At 43.7% G+C, this 16,526-nt stretch carries 17 protein-coding genes and 2 tRNA genes; 14 read left to right on the top strand and 5 right to left on the bottom strand.

What is annotated here, in order from left to right; all coding sequences use genetic code 11:
- The first annotated feature begins 55 nt into the window (after positions 1-55).
- Together dapA and HQN88_RS01940 are read left to right on the top strand one after the other, a co-directional pair.
- Positions 56-940, top strand: coding sequence for a 4-hydroxy-tetrahydrodipicolinate synthase (dapA, locus tag HQN88_RS01945; RefSeq protein WP_337995210.1), 885 nt, complete (start codon positions 56-58; stop codon positions 938-940).
- Between the two features lie 21 nt (positions 941-961).
- On the top strand, positions 962-1,354 hold the full coding sequence (locus HQN88_RS01940; protein ID WP_173108562.1) for a RidA family protein: 393 nt from the start codon (positions 962-964) through the stop codon (positions 1,352-1,354).
- Positions 1,355-1,773: 419 nt separating this feature from the next.
- Here HQN88_RS01940 and HQN88_RS01935 read toward each other — a convergent pair whose 3' ends face one another.
- Complete coding sequence (locus HQN88_RS01935; RefSeq protein WP_173108561.1) at positions 1,774-2,277, bottom strand: GNAT family N-acetyltransferase; 504 nt, start codon at positions 2,275-2,277, stop codon at positions 1,774-1,776.
- Between the two features lie 25 nt (positions 2,278-2,302).
- Positions 2,303-3,697 carry a dipeptidase gene (locus tag HQN88_RS01930; protein ID WP_173108560.1) on the bottom strand — a complete coding sequence of 465 codons (1,395 nt, stop codon included), beginning with the start codon at positions 3,695-3,697 and terminating at the stop codon, positions 2,303-2,305.
- 227 nt (positions 3,698-3,924) lie between these two features.
- Between HQN88_RS01930 and HQN88_RS01925 the strand changes: the two genes are divergently transcribed.
- The 3 genes from HQN88_RS01925 (at position 3,925) to HQN88_RS01915 (ending at position 4,339) form a co-directional block, all read left to right on the top strand.
- Positions 3,925-4,089 carry a hypothetical protein gene (locus HQN88_RS01925; RefSeq protein ID WP_164483565.1) on the top strand — a complete coding sequence of 55 codons (165 nt, stop codon included), beginning with the start codon at positions 3,925-3,927 and terminating at the stop codon, positions 4,087-4,089.
- A gap of 89 nt (positions 4,090-4,178) precedes the next feature.
- Positions 4,179-4,255: transfer RNA gene (locus HQN88_RS01920), tRNA-Met, on the top strand.
- A gap of 10 nt (positions 4,256-4,265) precedes the next feature.
- A tRNA-Ile gene (locus tag HQN88_RS01915) sits at positions 4,266-4,339 on the top strand.
- A 140-nt stretch (positions 4,340-4,479) separates the two neighbouring features.
- On the opposite strand, the gene HQN88_RS01910 is transcribed toward HQN88_RS01915, so the two are convergent.
- A complete protein-coding gene (locus tag HQN88_RS01910) occupies positions 4,480-5,061 on the bottom strand; it encodes a DUF7010 family protein (RefSeq protein ID WP_420794192.1) in 582 nt (193 codons plus the stop codon).
- A 179-nt stretch (positions 5,062-5,240) separates the two neighbouring features.
- Here HQN88_RS01910 and HQN88_RS01905 point away from each other — a divergent pair, with 179 nt between their 5' ends.
- The 7 genes from HQN88_RS01905 to HQN88_RS01875 all read left to right on the top strand — a co-directional run bounded on the left by HQN88_RS01905 (position 5,241) and on the right by HQN88_RS01875 (position 11,439).
- On the top strand, positions 5,241-6,491 hold the full coding sequence (locus HQN88_RS01905) for a hypothetical protein (RefSeq protein WP_173108558.1): 1,251 nt from the start codon (positions 5,241-5,243) through the stop codon (positions 6,489-6,491).
- A gap of 60 nt (positions 6,492-6,551) precedes the next feature.
- Complete coding sequence (locus HQN88_RS01900) at positions 6,552-7,277, top strand: ABC transporter ATP-binding protein (protein WP_173108557.1); 726 nt, start codon at positions 6,552-6,554, stop codon at positions 7,275-7,277.
- Positions 7,264-8,016, top strand: coding sequence for an ABC transporter permease (locus tag HQN88_RS01895; RefSeq protein ID WP_173108556.1), 753 nt, complete (start codon positions 7,264-7,266; stop codon positions 8,014-8,016). The genes HQN88_RS01900 and HQN88_RS01895 overlap by 14 nt, the downstream gene beginning before the upstream one ends.
- 12 nt (positions 8,017-8,028) lie before the next feature.
- Positions 8,029-9,453: a sensor histidine kinase gene (locus HQN88_RS01890; RefSeq protein ID WP_173108555.1), complete on the top strand. Its 1,425-nt coding sequence runs from the start codon at positions 8,029-8,031 to the stop codon at positions 9,451-9,453.
- An 18-nt stretch (positions 9,454-9,471) separates the two neighbouring features.
- The gene (locus HQN88_RS01885; RefSeq protein WP_173108862.1) at positions 9,472-10,167 is read left to right on the top strand and encodes a response regulator transcription factor; all 696 of its coding nucleotides are present in this window, start codon (positions 9,472-9,474) and stop codon (positions 10,165-10,167) included.
- A gap of 108 nt (positions 10,168-10,275) precedes the next feature.
- A complete protein-coding gene (locus HQN88_RS01880) occupies positions 10,276-10,554 on the top strand; it encodes a DUF2277 domain-containing protein (protein WP_173108554.1) in 279 nt (92 codons plus the stop codon).
- A 141-nt stretch (positions 10,555-10,695) separates the two neighbouring features.
- Entirely contained in the window at positions 10,696-11,439 is a 744-nt protein-coding gene (locus tag HQN88_RS01875) for a DUF1906 domain-containing protein (RefSeq protein ID WP_173108553.1), read from the top strand.
- Positions 11,440-11,502: 63 nt separating this feature from the next.
- Here the strand turns inward: HQN88_RS01875 and HQN88_RS01870 are convergent, their stop codons facing one another.
- Positions 11,503-12,537: a hypothetical protein gene (locus HQN88_RS01870; protein ID WP_173108552.1), complete on the bottom strand. Its 1,035-nt coding sequence runs from the start codon at positions 12,535-12,537 to the stop codon at positions 11,503-11,505.
- Positions 12,538-12,813: 276 nt separating this feature from the next.
- On the opposite strand from HQN88_RS01870, the gene HQN88_RS01865 reads away from it, so the two are divergent.
- A complete protein-coding gene (locus HQN88_RS01865) occupies positions 12,814-13,644 on the top strand; it encodes an alpha/beta hydrolase family protein (protein ID WP_173108551.1) in 831 nt (276 codons plus the stop codon).
- A 178-nt stretch (positions 13,645-13,822) separates the two neighbouring features.
- Positions 13,823-15,829 carry a methyl-accepting chemotaxis protein gene (locus HQN88_RS01860; RefSeq protein WP_173108550.1) on the top strand — a complete coding sequence of 669 codons (2,007 nt, stop codon included), beginning with the start codon at positions 13,823-13,825 and terminating at the stop codon, positions 15,827-15,829.
- Positions 15,830-16,017: 188 nt separating this feature from the next.
- Here HQN88_RS01860 and HQN88_RS01855 read toward each other — a convergent pair whose 3' ends face one another.
- Positions 16,018-16,350, bottom strand: a complete 333-nt coding sequence (locus HQN88_RS01855; RefSeq protein WP_173108549.1) for a hypothetical protein — start codon at positions 16,348-16,350, stop codon at positions 16,018-16,020.
- Positions 16,351-16,526 lie beyond the last annotated feature (176 nt).

Below are 16,526 nucleotides of genomic sequence, written 5' to 3'. Positions count from 1 at the left end.
ACTGTGATGAAGAGTTCCATGCTAAAGTAAATGTACAAACAAATGAGGCAGGGAGATGGTTATTTTGCTAAAAGAACAAGACCTACAGGGGTTATATGTCCCCATCGTCACACCTTTTGATGAAGAGTTTGAAGTGGATGCTGCATCCTTTTATAATCAGGCTTATAATTTGTTTCAAGATGAAATTGATGGATTGGTTGTCAATGGGACAACAGGAGAATCACCAACGATCACGCAAGACGAGTTAGGGGTATTGTTCGCTACGGCACAAGCCGCTCGTGACGCGGCTCACGTTGCTGTACCTTTAATCGTAGGAACAGGAACGAACGATACACGTTCGACCATTCGTAAAACAGCTCAAGCAGGCAAGCTTGGTGCAGAAGCTGCCTTAGTTGTAGTTCCCTATTACAACAGACCGAGTCAGCAGGGGATTATTGAACATTTCCGTCAAGTAGCGGGAGTTGGTGTACCGGTGATCTTGTATGATGTGCCGCATCGCACAGGGGTAACGCTTGAACTGGATACGGTTCGGACCATTTTAGATATCGATGGGGTCATTGGTATGAAGGATAGTACACCGAATATTGCTCTGGTCACGGAATTGACTAGATTAGGCTCTAAACCTGTCCTGTGTGGCGAGGACACTTTGCTGTATGCAGCTCTGCAGTCTGGCGCTAAAGGGGTTATGAGTGCTTCTGCGAATGTGGAGACGGAGAGGTTTGTTTCTTTTATTCGCAGTTTCGTAAACGGGGCACAGGAGGACAGTCGACGAGAGTTCGAGGAGTTGCTTCCGCTTATTCGTCTGCTATTTCAAGAGCCGAATCCCGCTCCGATCAAATGGCTGCTTCACCAACAAGGCGTCATCGGTTCAGGCGCGTTACGATTGCCACTATTGCCGGTCACAGAGGGATTGCAAGCGAGACTAGCAGCTTATCTGTAAAATGTAAGGAGCGATGATGTAATGAATCGAACGAGAGTGTTTACAGGCTCGCCATGGGAGCCCGTGGTCGGCTATTGCAGAGCCATTCGTGTAGGTGATCGAATCGAGGTTGCCGGGACGACAGCGATGAAAGACGGCGAGGTTGTTGGTATAGGTAATGCGTACGAGCAGACCCGGTTCATCCTTCAAACGATTGAGCAGGCGCTCCAAGAGCTCGGCGCACTACTATCTGATGTGGTGCGAACCCGGATGTTCGTGACGGACATTTCGTTATGGGAAGAGTTCGGTAAGGCACATGGGGAGTACTTCCGTGATGTGCAGCCCGTTGCTACGATGGTTGAAGTGAAGGCACTGATTGACCCACGATTATTAATTGAGATAGAGGTAGAAGCGATTGTGTTGCAGGGTGAGTAGATAGTGGCAGTGTGTGATCAACGAATGATGAGTAGAGTGGAGTAGAGTAGTCTGTTGTGTATTGTGAGTTGTATTTGGAGAGTTGTGTATAGCGAATAGCGATTAGATGGATTTTCTCCATCTAATATCGCAGATTACTGCTGTTTTTATAGAAGAGATGGAAAATATGCAGCTAATTCCAGTTGATTTGAATAAAATCCTCTGATTCCTCTGGATTAGCTGTAGAAAATCCATTTATTTCAAATTTGTAGGTAAAAGAGCTCGTTTTACCTGTATTTTTTCCATCTAAATGGAAGAAGAGCCACAATTGGTTCAAGTTTTACCAAATCGATCAAGTAAAAAGCGCCACAACTCTCTAACATCGCGAAGCTGATTTCGCGAGTAGGGAGGAGTAGCGCTTTTAATTTTACCAGTGTCGACTAACCAACACGTTTGCCCAAAATGATCAGATCCCGCTCAACGCCATCTAATTCAGCGACGCCAGGCAAATGCGCCCAATTCGTGAATCCGAATTTGCGGAATAGCTGGAGGCTCGGCTCATTGTGCCCAAATATAAAACCTAACAAAGACTTGATTCCTAGCTTGGGACTAGTTTCAAGGGCTTGTTCCATCAAATATCGACCGATTCCTTGGCCACGATACGTTTCATCTACGTAAATACTCACTTCAGCTGTTGCATTATAGGCGGGTCGTCCGTAGAAGGACTGAAAACTCAGCCAGCCACAAATGCCGTTTTCATTTTCAAGCACCCAAAGTGGGCGGAAGTCGGCAGAGTGTTCGTGAAACCAGCGCTCCCGTGAAGCTGTTGAGACGGGTTCTGTATCGGCAGTAACCATGCGTCCCGCAATCGTGGAGTTATAAATACGTACGATCTCTGCTAAATCTTCTAATTGTGCGTCACGCATATGTAATGAATTCCCCATAGAAGTTACTCCTTTTACCCTAAACTTAATTAGAATCTGCTGTAGTTGCAGGCAATGCAGCTAGCTTCAACCAGTAGCGGCTGATCGTCTCTGTCCCATTGTCCCAATTCATCAAATGGAAATGCTCATTCGGGGCATGGAGATTCTCTCCTGGCAGACCAAAACCCATAAGAACAACAGGTGCATCTAGGACGCGACCTAACACTTCGACAATCGGAATTGAACCCCCGCTACGCGTGTACACTGGCCATTCACTGAAAGTTTCTTCATATGCTTCTGCTGCCGCTACCATAATGGGCTCATCAATCGGTGTAATGAAGGGATTCCCTCGTAATTGGCGATCTAACGTAACAGACACCCCCGGAAGGAACTGTGCATGTATATGTGCTTCAACCAGATCCATAATTTCCTCAGGAACCTGAGCAGCGACGAGGCGACATGCAATTTTGGCAGTAGCTCGATTTGGAATGATGGGTTTAATACCCTCGCCCTGAAAGCCGCCACTAACTGACGTAATTTCAAGCGTAGGACGAGACGTCGTTTGTTCATAAAAGGAGAAACCTTTCTCCCCATAAAGCTCTGTGACGTTCAAATTCGTGCGAACCTTGTTTTCATCAGGCTCCACTTTCTTGAAGGCTTCGCGTTCTTTGTCCGAAAGTTCAATTATTCGGTCATAGAACCCCTGTACAGCTACTCGGCCATTCTCGTCGTGAAAGGAGCTTAACAGCTTAGTCATTGCATGAATCGGGTTCTGTACGGCACCACCGAAAAGACCAGAATGCAGATCACTATTCGCACCATCGATCGTGATTTCGAACCCTGCTAAGCCGCGAAGTCCATACATGAGTGCTGGTTTACCAGGACCGTGCATTTGTGTGTCAGAGAGTACGATGGAATCAGCTTGCAATTTGGCAGCATGTTCTTCAACAAAGGCAGGGAGATTCTTACTAGCAATTTCCTCTTCACCCTCGATGCAGAATTTCACGTTAATGGGAAGTGAACCTTGTGTTTGTAGAAAGGCTTCAACAACCTTCACATAAAGCAACAGTTGGCCTTTGTCATCCGTACTTCCGCGACCAAACAGCTTATTATCACGGATTACGGGTTCAAAAGGAGGCGTTTCCCACAACTCTAATGGCTCAGCAGGTTGCACATCATAATGACCATAAATCAGTACCGTCGGTTTGCCGGGGGCATGTAACCAATCGGCATAAACGACAGGGTGGCCTTTCGTAGGCATGATTTCAATGTTTTCAAGTCCAGCTTTTTGTAAAGATTGTGCCGTCCACTCCGCGCATTTCTGCATATCGGGTTGGTGCTGTGCAACTGCACTTATGCTAGGAATTCGCAAGAATGCCATCAGTTCGTTTATATGTTCATCCCTATGCGTGAGTAGGTAGCTTTTGATTGTTTCGATCATGGGTGTTTTCTCCTTTTTGTATGGCCAAAATAGTCTACATCACTTAACTTCCCCAAAAGCAGGGAAATTCCTGCTAAACCTGTAAACCGTCACATTTTATTTGTCATATGGTCAAATAGATCGGATTTCTTCCTATTTTGAGATCGTCTTTGGACAATAATGCTAATAAGAGATCCTTTATATGGATAAGCTAAATGTAACGATCTGACCACAATGGAGGGATACGCATGAACTGGATATATTGGGCGAAATTATATGATTCGAAGTTCCAAGCAGGTGTTTTAGCGAAACGTATGGAAGAAGATTGGTGGATCTATGGGTATGAGTGCCCGCAGGAAGTTGAGGTTTATAAGTCGAAGAAAGGACGCTTTGGCGTCAGATACAATACATAAACGAATTCATTATGCATAAAATTAACGCTTGACTAAGCCATCTCCGTTGGTGTATATTTATTTTTGTCGCTGTTGAGCGGCATACATGACGCGGGGTGGAGCAGCTCGGTAGCTCGTCGGGCTCATAACCCGAAGGCCGCAGGTTCAAATCCTGCCCCCGCAACCAAATTTCATTAGGGCCTATAGCTCAGTTGGTTAGAGCGGTCGGCTCATAACCGATTGGTCGGGGGTTCGAGTCCCTCTGGGCCCATAGTACGGAAACCCTTTGTTGATAAGGGTTTTTATTTATTTTAGAGACAAAAACCAAGCCTCTCGTTCTCATCAATGCTGATGGAAATGAGAGGCTTGTGTCGTTTATGCACGCTTCTGCGCACAGTGCGTTTATCAGAATTACTTTAGTTTTTTCAGCAGGGTCACCCAGATTCTCAAACCCGTCACCCAGAGCGTCAGAGCAGACCCAAATCCGATAAACGTAGACATCGGAATGAGAGATACCTCACGAATCGTGCCGTTGATAGGCAGAAATAGTGAAATGATGCCTAACATAGTCATGACTATGCCCGTACCATAATAAAATTTTTCTCGAAATAATGTAGCTAAAGGAAAGAAATGAATGCCAACAATCATCGCCATGACAGGGAAAAAGACTTCAAAATGATTGAGTGTATTACAAATGACACTTGCAAGAAAGATCGCAACGCCTTCCAACCCAAAAATCAAACCGAATTTTCGGTTTAATCGTTTCGTATCTTCCTTTTCTTGCGGAGTAACGGATTGATTCATACTGCGAGATGTAACAAAGAGTGAAATAGCTCCGGTCAATAAAATCAATGTTATTAAAGCTGAAAGAGCAAGTGGCCAAGGAGCTCCAAGTCGATGTGAACCTACAATGCCAATGGATGACCAGAGTGCACCGAAGAATGTCATGAACATGACGCCATTGGCAGCTCCTAAGACAGTGGATTTAGACAATTTTACAAATTCGCTTATCCTTCATCATACCTCCTAGCTTTTAAAATTTAGTTTCTACGCAGTTTCGATAAGAGTTAATACTTTGTTAATAATCCATTTAGATGGATTCAATAAGCGTATACTAAAATAACTAGTAAGGAAACGTTTCCCGCAAATTGTTTTAAAAAAGGAGAAGAGAAATGAAACTTAGCAAAAAATCAATTACAGTACTTTCTTTTACGGTTGGAGCCTGTCTGTTTGTATCTACGGCATTCGCTGATGCGCTGCTTGGATCCGGATATGACCGGTTGAAGGATTCAGTGAAAAATACGGCGTCTGTGATGGAAAAGGGTCTTAACAACTATACGGTTGAGACGATGTATACACTGAAAGATAATGATAAAATTTTGATTCAGTCGTCTAATTTCATGAAAATGGATACGGTAAATCAAATGAAAGAGGATAACGAGGTAACGAAAAACACCAAAGGTGAAACGACCTCCAGATATACGTACTCTGACAAAAAGCAAACGATAGACAAAAACGAATTGGATAATACATATTATGTATTTGATCATTCGGGAGAAGTGAACCAAAATCGTAAAGGTCCAGCCGATTTTGATAACCCTTTTAAAGAAAAGGGAGCATCTGAGGTTGAGAAAATCGTTGACGCTGTCGTTGGTTCATTGAAAGATTATGTACAAGTTGAGGAAGGCGCAAATGGAGGTAAAGTGTTCTCGGGCAGTTTATCAGAGGCACAAGTGCCGGCCATCGTGAATGCAGTTTCCTCCTTTGGTATTAAACAAATGCTGGATAGTGAAAGAGATTTACCAGCTATAGAGAGCGATATTTTCGTGAAAAAGGTAGTAGGTACGGCAAATGAAAGTAAAGATGGTTATCTAGAAAATCTGACGGGTGAGATCACGTTGTCAGGAAAAGATAAAAATGGGATTCAGCATGACTTAAACCTTAATGTTATGTTAAAGCTGTCTGAGATTGGCAATACGAAGATTACTGTGCCTGATCTAACTACAGCCAAGGTTGAGAAGGTTAGTCGTTCCGGTGGATTCAGCTCTAAATATGTGGGAACCTATCAAAATGATATTATTTTGGACAAAGACGGTAAGTTCATGAAAATCGGTGAGCGTACTGTTAAAATCACAAGTGTAGATGGCGACAAAGTAACAGGTACGTATTCCGAAACCGTAAATCCTGGATTTGAGAACGAGTATCCAAACAAAGATGTATTTAATTTCGAATACAATCTGTCGACGTCTCCAGCATTTACTTACACGGACTCGAAGGGTGAACAGAAGCAAGGCATGGTTCATCCAAGCATGGCAGGTAAGATTTATTTTGAAATGAATCTAGAGATGGATAAAAATGCTTATAAACAAGGCAATACCATGAAGCCTTTCTATGATGGAGAATTTAGCCGCGTATTTGAATAGAAATGATTCTCAGGAGGCGGCGAATAGCGGCTTCCTGAGATTTTTTAGGGAGATGATGAATTGACAGTCAAGGCGATCGAAATAACGGGCTTAACCAAGTCATTTACGAATGGCCGAGGAATCAGCGATTTGAATTTAGAAGTAGATCAAGGTGATATATTCGGTTTTCTTGGACCTAATGGTGCGGGAAAAACGACAGCTATGAAGATGATTACAGGACTCATGAAGCCAGATCAAGGCGATGTAAAGATTTTCGGAGCGAGTGTGGCAGAAGACTATGTCAACGCAATGAAATATGTTGGCTGTATTATTGAAACAGCGGAATCGTATCCTTATTTGACGGCAAATGAAAACTTGAAATTGTTTGCAAGATTTTATCCTGAGATCGATCAGCGAAGAATTGATGAATGTCTGGAAATCACAGGGATGCTGAAATATAAAAATGAAAAATCACAAAAATTTTCGCTCGGGATGAAACAAAGACTGGGGATCGCGGCGGCAATTCTATCAAAACCGAAACTGTTAATCTTGGACGAGCCGTTAAACGGACTGGATGTGGAAGGAATGTTGGAAATGAGGAAGTTGATCAAACAGCTTTCGCAGGAAGGCACGACTTTCTTCATCTCCAGCCACTTGATTCATGATGTGGAATTAACGTGTTCGAGAATCGGAATTATTTACGGAGGCAAACTGGTTAACGTGGAGTATACCCAAAATATTCTATCTTTTTATTCGTCGCTTGAGAATTATTTTGTTAGTGAGGTGGACAGGAATGGTAGGGTTTAAAGCTGCATTTATAAATGAATCCGTGAAGCTGCTGAAAAAGAAAAAAATAATGGCAGCCGCGATATTATCCATTCTTGCCGTCGTGATCGGTCAAATTGCGGTAACAACGATTAAACATGGCCTTGGACTGAGAGTTGTAGGGAGTATTGAATTTCCTATAGCCGTACTGACGTTTATTGCTTATACCCTATTACCGTTATTTGCCATATTTGTAGCGATTGATATGTTTAATGGTGAATCCTCTTCGAATACGATGAAAATCACTCTTTTAAGACCAGTATCTAGATTCGGCGTGTTTACCGCTAAGGTTTTGAATTTAGCACTATTTATTGCTGGTAATCTTTTGTTTATTATGGTTTTATCGCTGTTAGCTGGGTTTATATTCAATCCTTCTTCCGCCAGTTTCATTGGAATCGTAAAGGTGCTGGTGTCATATGGCTTAACTTTTTTTCCTGTATTTGTGTTTGCGCTTATCGTTGTGCTGTTATCCAATCTTATTCAGGGAGGACTAGCCGTATTTTTCCTGTCCATTCTTGTATTTATTGGATTTAATTTTCTGGGCATTGTATTCTCATCCTATTCCAGTTTTTTTATCACGTCGATGTTTGACTGGTATACCCTTTGGATATCTGAATCCATCAATTTCTTCAAAATAAGCCGCCAGATTCTAATTATGCTCGGTTGTGGTATCATGTTATTTACTACTGGGTATTACTTGTTTGACAGAAAGGATATATAGAAAGGAATCTACATGCACTTAACGAAACGTTTTTTCACGATGAATACGCTGGCTGTGCTGCTTTCCATTGGTTTGACGATCTTGGCTGTCATTATTTTTATTGCTACGTACACGAAAGTTTTGGGCCGCGAAGCCGGTATAGAGCAGTTTCAACGAGCGTTTGAGGTTCGTGCAGCCATCAGTGAGATGAAAAGAGAAGCGCTGATCCTGGGGTTCGAGGGACTTCTGGATACGAAGTATCAACAAGAGCTCACTGATCGCGTGAACGTTTTGAATGCCAGTGCGATCCTTATCGTGGGTAGAGAGGTTAGGTTTGCCACACAACATTTTAATAAGATTGATATCGAGAGGAGCATAATGCTCTCCAGTGACTCTAATCGCAGCGAGATCGAGCTTGATGGCAAAACTTATCTGTTTAATAGAGCTGATTTCAAACTCTCGTCAGGCGATTCGGGTATTCTACTGCTGCTTGCCCCAATCAAGGTTAATACAAAGGTATATTGGATGCTTGGCATCTTTACGATTAGTTTTTTTACGGTTGTTTTTTTACTAATGAATGTGTGGATATCCTATAAGTTCTCACGTAGAATTATCATCCCGATCTCCCGATTAACGGAAGCTGCGATCAAAATTAGGGAAGGTGATCTAAGTAACGAAATTTCAGAAGATGGTGAAGGCGAGATTCGGGAATTGGGGATAACTTTGGAGTTAATGCGGATCAAGTTGAAGGAATCTGTTTATTTACAGCAAAAATATGATGATAATCGGAAGTTTCTTGTTTCAAGTATTTCTCATGATTTAAAGACGCCTGTGACTTCTATTAAAGGTTATATCGAAGGCATTATTGATGGGGTCGCAAAGACGCCTGAGAAGATGGAGGAGTATCTAGAAACGGCCCGATCTAAGGCTATTTTGGTCAATGCAATGATTGATGATTTACTTCTATACTCCAAACTTGATTTGAATCAACTTCCCTACCATTTTGAAAAGAGTGATTTGGCCAGTTATTTCGAGGATTGTGTGGCAGATCATAAATATGAATGTGAAAAGGCGAATGTAGCCGTATCTTTAATAAATGAATTAAAAGAGCCTGTCAAAGTGTTAATTGATGGCGAAAGATTAAAGAGGGTCGTGCAAAATATCATTGATAATGCCATGACGTATGCCGGAAAAGGTAATGGCAAGATCGACATTATACTCAGGGAAACTAGGACATCTGCCATTATTGAAATTAAAGACAATGGAAATGGCATACCCGAGGACAAGCTTCCTTTCATCTTTGAACGATTTTATCAGGTAGATCCCTCAAGAAAGAATGGAAGTGGATTGGGCCTAGCCATTGCTAAGCAAATTATTGAAGGGCATGACGGGAAAATATGGGCTAAAAGCGCTGTAGGTGAGGGAACCGGGATTATGATATCTCTTAAAAAGTTCTAAATAGGCTTGGAGGTTATGATGAAAAGAATTCTGATTGTTGAAGATGACCAGAGCATTGCTAATTTGCAAAGAGATTATCTGGAGTTAAGCGGCTATTCCGTTAAGATCGTAAACTACGGCTCTGATGGTCTGAGAGCGCTCAAGGAGGAAGCGTTTGAGCTTGTTATCTTAGATATCATGCTGCCCGATATAGATGGATTTGAAGTGTTAAGAACCATTCGTGAACATGATGATATTCCTGTCCTCCTGGTATCGGCGAGAGCCGAAGAAATTTATAAAGTCAATGGATTAGGCCTCGGCGCGGACGATTATATAACAAAGCCATTCAGCTCGGGAGAGCTTGTGGCACGGGTAAGTGCTCATCTGAAAAAGTTCGAGCGGATGAAAGAGCGGTTTGGGAAAGGCATGGAAGGAAGCTCGATTCAGATTAGGGGGCTTGAACTTCAGAAAGAAGCCAGACGCGTGTTTGTGAATGGAAATGAAGTTGTTCTGGCTCAAAAGGAATTTGACCTGCTTCTGTTTCTTGTTCAATATCCTAATCGGGTATTCGGCAAGGAAGAGTTATTTGAGCGGATTTGGGGAATGGATGCGATGAGTGACGCCTCAACGGTAACCGTTCATATTGCCAGAATTAGAGAGAAAATAGAGGAAACCCCTTCTAAACCTCAGTACATAGGAACAGTTTGGGGATCTGGATATAGATTTATGGTATAGGCGACCTGCGGAAAAGTGCTTAGATGTACACGTTCTTGAAAAAACAATGGGCATCTATTATATTGAGAACAGAGTATAAATGGGAGACATTGCCCGAAGGAGTACGACATGTGCCGAAATATTAAACCACTGTTCAACTATGAACCGATTGTGACTGAAGATGAAGTTCGGGCGGCGTCCTTGCAATTTGTGCGCAAGATCTCAGGGTTCACAGAGCCTTCAAAAGTGAATGAAGCCGTTTTCCAGCTAGCCGTGCAAGAGGTGGCTTTGGCTGCACAGAAGCTAATGGACTCATTGGTTACGAATGCGGAGCCTCGGAATCGAGAAGTAGAAGCGCAGCGAGCCAAAGAACGAAATGCCATTCGTTTTGGTACGAAGGAAGTTTAAATTGAATGAAAGAACGGGCTTTTCTCCTTGGAGAAGAGCCTTTTTTCATGCCCGAGAACGGGACTTTAGATGCCTGGTGGTGTCGGGTCTCGTTCTTTTGGCATATGCTGTGAATACCAATTGGAAAGTAGGTGATGGCAAGTGGCGAAAGGGTTTGATTGTTCAACACCGCTTACGGCACAAAAAGCGGCTGCTTTCGTCGGACAGGGTTATACATTTGTTGCCAGATATTTGGTGCCAAGTGGTGCAAAGGCTTTAACGAAATCAGAGTCTGACGTCATTAGTGCAGCTGGTTTACAGTTGGTTTCTGTATATGAGACAACGGCGAGTCGTGCTCTTGGCGGTAGAAGTGCTGGTTTGGCGGATGGTGCAACAGCTTTGCAAGTTGCCGCGCAAGTGGGTCAGCCTGAGGGCAGCTGCATCTATTTTGCTGTAGATTTTGATGTGTCTTCCGCCCAAATGCCAACGGTTATCGCATATATCAGAGCGGCAAGTGAAGCTACACCAGCGTACACGACAGGCGTGTATGGTTCATACGCCGTGATGGAGGCTGTATATGCTGCCGGCGCATGCTCCCGGTTCTGGCAAACCTATGCTTGGAGCGGAGGTAAGAAATCAACATTTATTCATATTTATCAATACCTCAACGATGTGATGGCGAATGGTATCGCTGTTGATTATGATGAATCATATGGGAATGAAGGCTGGTGGAATAAACGGATTACACCAGAACCACCTAGCAATCCACTTACAGTGAAGGATGCTAATGCGATTATTCCTTTCCTTTCAGCGGGATACGGAGCAACCTCATCCGTACCTGCACAAAATGAGTTTCATCGACTTGCCAATGAATTACGTAAGGTCTCGGGTCAATCCTTACAATAGAATCGGTGAAACAAATAAGTAAAGCCCGACTGCTTTGGGACTTCCAAAGTGGCCGGGCTTTACTCATTGGATCACCGCGCTGCGTATGTACCACCGATCTTGTACAGTGGTACGTTCAAGATGGAAAAGTACGCGGCGACTCGACACCGCGGAGGCCCTAGCCCCTGTCATGGTTACATCGACAGTTGTATCGAATTGCAGGAGCTGGGATGTATCCTGCTCCTGGAACTTGGACAGGCGGCGCATGCTTCGCACATGCATCGCCTGTTCTTGCCCTGTGGTGACCTGCAGCAGCTGCAGGTCACCTTGGTGTGCGGCGCTGATCCAGACGTCGATCAGCGCCCAGGGCGAGAGCTTCCTGACGTAGTCCAGCAGCAAGCCTGCGGCTCGGTGCACCATGACCTGGTGCGCCGGGTCAACGGAGCGGGAGCCGTGGGTCACGCTCCCGAGGAAGTGAATACAGAAATGACCGTCGAAGTCATTTCCCGGTATACCATCACCGCCATGCGGCATGCCATGCATGGAGGCGGCGAGCGTGCGGCCATTCAGCTTCACTAGGACCGCTCGGCGGTCCCAGCTCCACTTGCCGCCATAAATGCTTTTGAGCGTCGCGGAGTCGGTTTTCGTTAGCGGCTGCACATCCGCATGGTGGGAGCCCGCGCGACGCTGCCCTTCGAAGCTAAGTCCGCTCATCACATCCACGACGGTAAATGAACTGAATTTGGGGAGAACGAGACTTGCTTCTTCCCAAGGCAGCATCTCGCCATAATGCTTGGCACGCAGGGATTGCACTTGTGCTTGCAGCGTTTCCTGAGCAGATTTGGGGAGAGAGATATGTTGCTTCGAAATCCAATCAACGACTTCCCCGCTTGGGGTGACACCAAGAAGAAGTGGTTGCCCTTTTTTGTAATACATGAGCGTGGTGTCAGGTGGGATCGGTTCTAAAGAAGCATCGCCTGTCGTACTCTCTTCCAATGCGCGTTGTAATGGTTTATTAACGAAGGAAAGTTCTGATTGATAAAGAGCTCCTGGTGATGCTTTGACTTGAAGTTGGATGGTTCCCGCTTCGGCGGCCGTCTCTTTGTGTAAAGGTTCCATAGGCTGTGCTTGTGAACGGCTGTTAATTCCTTGACTCAAAAGCTGAGTTAGAAGGAAGGTGAGAAATAGTAGTCGCAGTTTACTGCGTTTTCGGCTTGATAACAGGGAAGCTTCCTCCTTATCGTAGGGCATTTTTGTCAAAGATGCGAGTTGGTTGTTTTACAAGAAATTTACAGGCTCGGTTGGCTAAAGTTGTCTTGTCTGAGTTAGATTGTGATAAAATGACAAAAGTATACGATTGATTATTGATTTGGTAACGAAAGGAAGGAGAAACAGATGGAGGACTATAAAGGAATACCTTTTGAACTACATATGTCAGAGCAGCGTATCGTACGAGGCGATATTTATAAAGCAAAGCAAGAACCGAGTAAGGGCACATTATTACTATTACATGGTTATAAAGGCTTCAAAAATTGGGGAATGTTTCCCCATGTCGCGAGCGAATTGGCAGAAGCTGTAGATGTCGTTGCCCTGAATTTTTCCCACAATGGGGTTGGTGAAGATTTGATGAATTTTACAGAGCTAGAGAAATTCGCAGGTGATACCTATTCTAAAGATCTAGAGGACGTACAAGTTATTATTGCTGATATTCATAAACACGTAGGCACGGATAAGCCAATCCTCTTACTTGGTCATAGCAGAGGAGCGGGTGTGAGCTTGATTTATGCGTTGGATCATCCTGAGGAAATTGCAGGCGTCATCAGCTGGAATGGGATTGCTCATGTCGATTTGCTCACACCTGAGAATAAAGCGGAGATGAGGGCCACTGGCCGCTCCTATACCTTGAATGGACGAACGAAGCAAATGATGCCGCTCGATCTTGAAATCTTAGAAGATATGGAACGCAACGAAGAGAGATTTGATATCGTTGAAAGAATTAATGAAGCTACTTTCCCAATTACACTTGTTCAAGGCACAGAAGATGGGGAACGGTTGCTCAAAGGTTCTGAAAAGCTAGTCGCGAACAACGCAGCGATTCAATGGGTGAAGATTCCAGGGGGCAACCATACCTTTGGAAGTGTACATCCTTATCAAGGTGAGACGCAGCCACTGAGAATGGCGATTGAGGAGACAAGAAGTGCAATACGTAGCATGCTGAGTATTTAAAAGTGTTAGAGGGCTTTCTGGGCGTAGATTATTCTACTTCCGGAGAGCTTTTTTTAGTTCTATCAACCTACAAATTCATTACCTCCCGTCGAATAATAGGTCTTTTTGCAGGAATATGTTGGTAAATGGCGAAATGGATTATTTAGAATTATTGAAACTACATAAAAGGGAGAACAAGATGGCTATCAAATCAATCAAGTACAAAATCATTTGGCCTTTAATGGTCGTATTGTTTGCTGTGTCCGTAGGAACAGCGACACTTACGTATCAGCAGACTGCTGAAAGTCTTCATGAAAAAGGCTTTACAACGTTAGAAACAGCTAGAATTGGAATTGAAAACGCTATAATTGCGAGAAAGACAACAGAAAGTGTGATGGAGAAGGAGATGATCGGACAAGCAGCCCTTCTATCCTATATGTATGATAAAATTCCGATGACCTATAAACAAGCAGTAGAAATAGCTGAGCGCTCCGGAATAGATGAGTTTTGGATCACCAATGCACAGGGGCAGTTAGTACTGACGAATGCGGGCGAAAAGATTGATTTCAATTTCGGTGCTGATCCTAAGAATCAAGCCTATGAGTTTATGGATCTCATTTCCGGTAAGCAAAAAGTTGTCACACAACCGGCGCAACAGCGAAGTGTCGATCCTAAAGTGTATAAATACGTTGGAGTGTCTGGTTGGACATCGCCACGCATTGTACAAACAGGAAGAGATGGAGCTACATTAACTGAACTCGATAGTAAAATAGGAGCAAAGCCAGTACTTACGCAATTAAAGTCGGAGCTTGGCGGAGATGTACTATTTGCAGGCGTCGTTGATGCCACGGGCAAACTCGTCGCCTCATCCGATGAGGCTGTTACGCAGTTAGACGCGAAGCTGCTAGATTCCCTTAGCGTAAGCCTATCTGGGGAACATAAAGCGTTCGAGACGATGTCGTACAATGGAACCAAAGCCAAGTATTACTTTAGATCGTTGTCAACGGGTCAAGTGCTTGTATTGACGTTGTCTGAGCAGGTCTTGACAAACTTCTTCTACACAACCTGTATAGCCACACTGGCAGGCTTGCTGATTGCAGGGGCAATCTTATTCTACATTGTTAGTCGCCAGTTCAAACGATTGGAGAACCTGCAATCAGCTATGGTTGCGATCGCTCAGGGGGATGGAGATTTGACGAGAAGGCTTCCCGATACCTCGATGGACGAAATCGGCAAACTGTCGACGGCGACAAATCAATTTATTGAGAAAATTCATGTGATCGTCAAAGATGTTAAACAATCTGCACATTTGAGTAAAGGCAATGCCGATCATATTCAAGATTCGATGAAGCAAACCAATACAATTTCCTATGAAATTAATACGACCATTCATGAATTGGCAACGGCTGCTGGAACGCAAGCAGAGGTAGTAGAGGATGGCTTGAAGGGCGTTCACGAATTGGCGGAATTGATTGACGACACCAAGGGACATGTTCAACTTCTACAGAATAATAGTACAATTATTCGCGAGAAGGAAGAACGTGGCGCCGAAGCGATGCGAGCGATGATCGAGTTGATCCGCAATAACGTTACCGTGACCAAAGAAGTAGCATCCAGCGTAAGCAATCTTATGATGGATATTGATGCCATTAAAGAGATGGTCACCACGATTCATGCCATCTCAAGACAAACGAACTTACTAGCGCTCAACGCTTCAATTGAGGCAGCACGAGCAGGCGAAAACGGCCGCGGATTCGCCGTAGTTGCTGCTGAGGTGAGAACACTTTCCGTTCAAGCAGGCGAGGCATCTGAGCATATTCAGACGTTGATTGAGAATGTTATGCATTCTGCGCAGCTAACATCCGCAGCGATGGAGCAGTCGCTTCACATCGTGGGCTCACAAGAAGAGAATGCAGGGCAGACATCGGATACATTTGATTTTATTCATTCCTCTTTGAAGCAAATCCATGAATCGATTGAAAGTATCTCGGCAGATATGGAGCATGTCGATAACCGTAAAAACATCATCGTTGGCTTTATTGAGCTTTCCTCAGCGAGTTCCGAGGAAACGGCAGCAAGTTCCGAGGAAGTATTGGCCAATGTGGAGACATTGGGTCAGATGTTCGAGCGTGTACATAAAGAGTCGATCGAACTTCATGATCAGATGACAGGTTTGCAAGTCGTGGTTGATAGATTTAAGGTGTAAGGATATTTGTATAAGAACCCCTGAGTGGGGTTCTTTTTGCGTGTGGGGGAGTGGGCAAGGGAGGAGAAGCAATAGAGCAAAGTTAGTTATTGTGATATGGCCCGATGATCTGGTCTGCATTGAGGAAAGCTGTTTTGCTAACCAGGTTGTTTTCTTGCTCGGAGGTAGCCGAATGAATATGCCTACTATTATTTGGCAAAGCTTTCTAGGATGAATAGTGTCACGAAACCAAAAATTAAGGTTAATAGACCAGCTGATAAAGCATATAAAAAAAAGCTGAACAATCTTCTTGGGATATATGGATGATTATAGTTATTAAATTCTATTAAAGAACTTTTAACGGCTAAATATATGATGGAAGCTACTGTGCAGATGATTCCAAGCGCAGTAATAGCAAAGCCCAAGATACCATATCCTAGATTGTCGAATCCTTCCCCGGATTTGTGAATTGCAAAATTCCATAAAAACAATCCAAATACAAATAACAATAAACTAAGTGATATATTTTTTTTATGACTCAAACTAGCACCATCCTTTCTGCCAAATCATAACATCGATATTAAGTGTAAATAAGTACTAATTATTTGTAGTACTTAAAGGATTTCAAGCACCAGAAGGCGCTCACTTTCTTTGCAAAGTTCGGTATCCAATATCTCAAAATAGTCTAATGAGAAATACACGTTTTAGAGGTGTACTA

Origin of the sequence: Paenibacillus qinlingensis, assembly GCF_013204845.1 — a bacterium.
Classification (GTDB): domain Bacteria; phylum Bacillota; class Bacilli; order Paenibacillales; family NBRC-103111; genus Paenibacillus_E; species Paenibacillus_E qinlingensis.
This window is presented reverse-complemented; position numbering and strand designations above follow the sequence as displayed.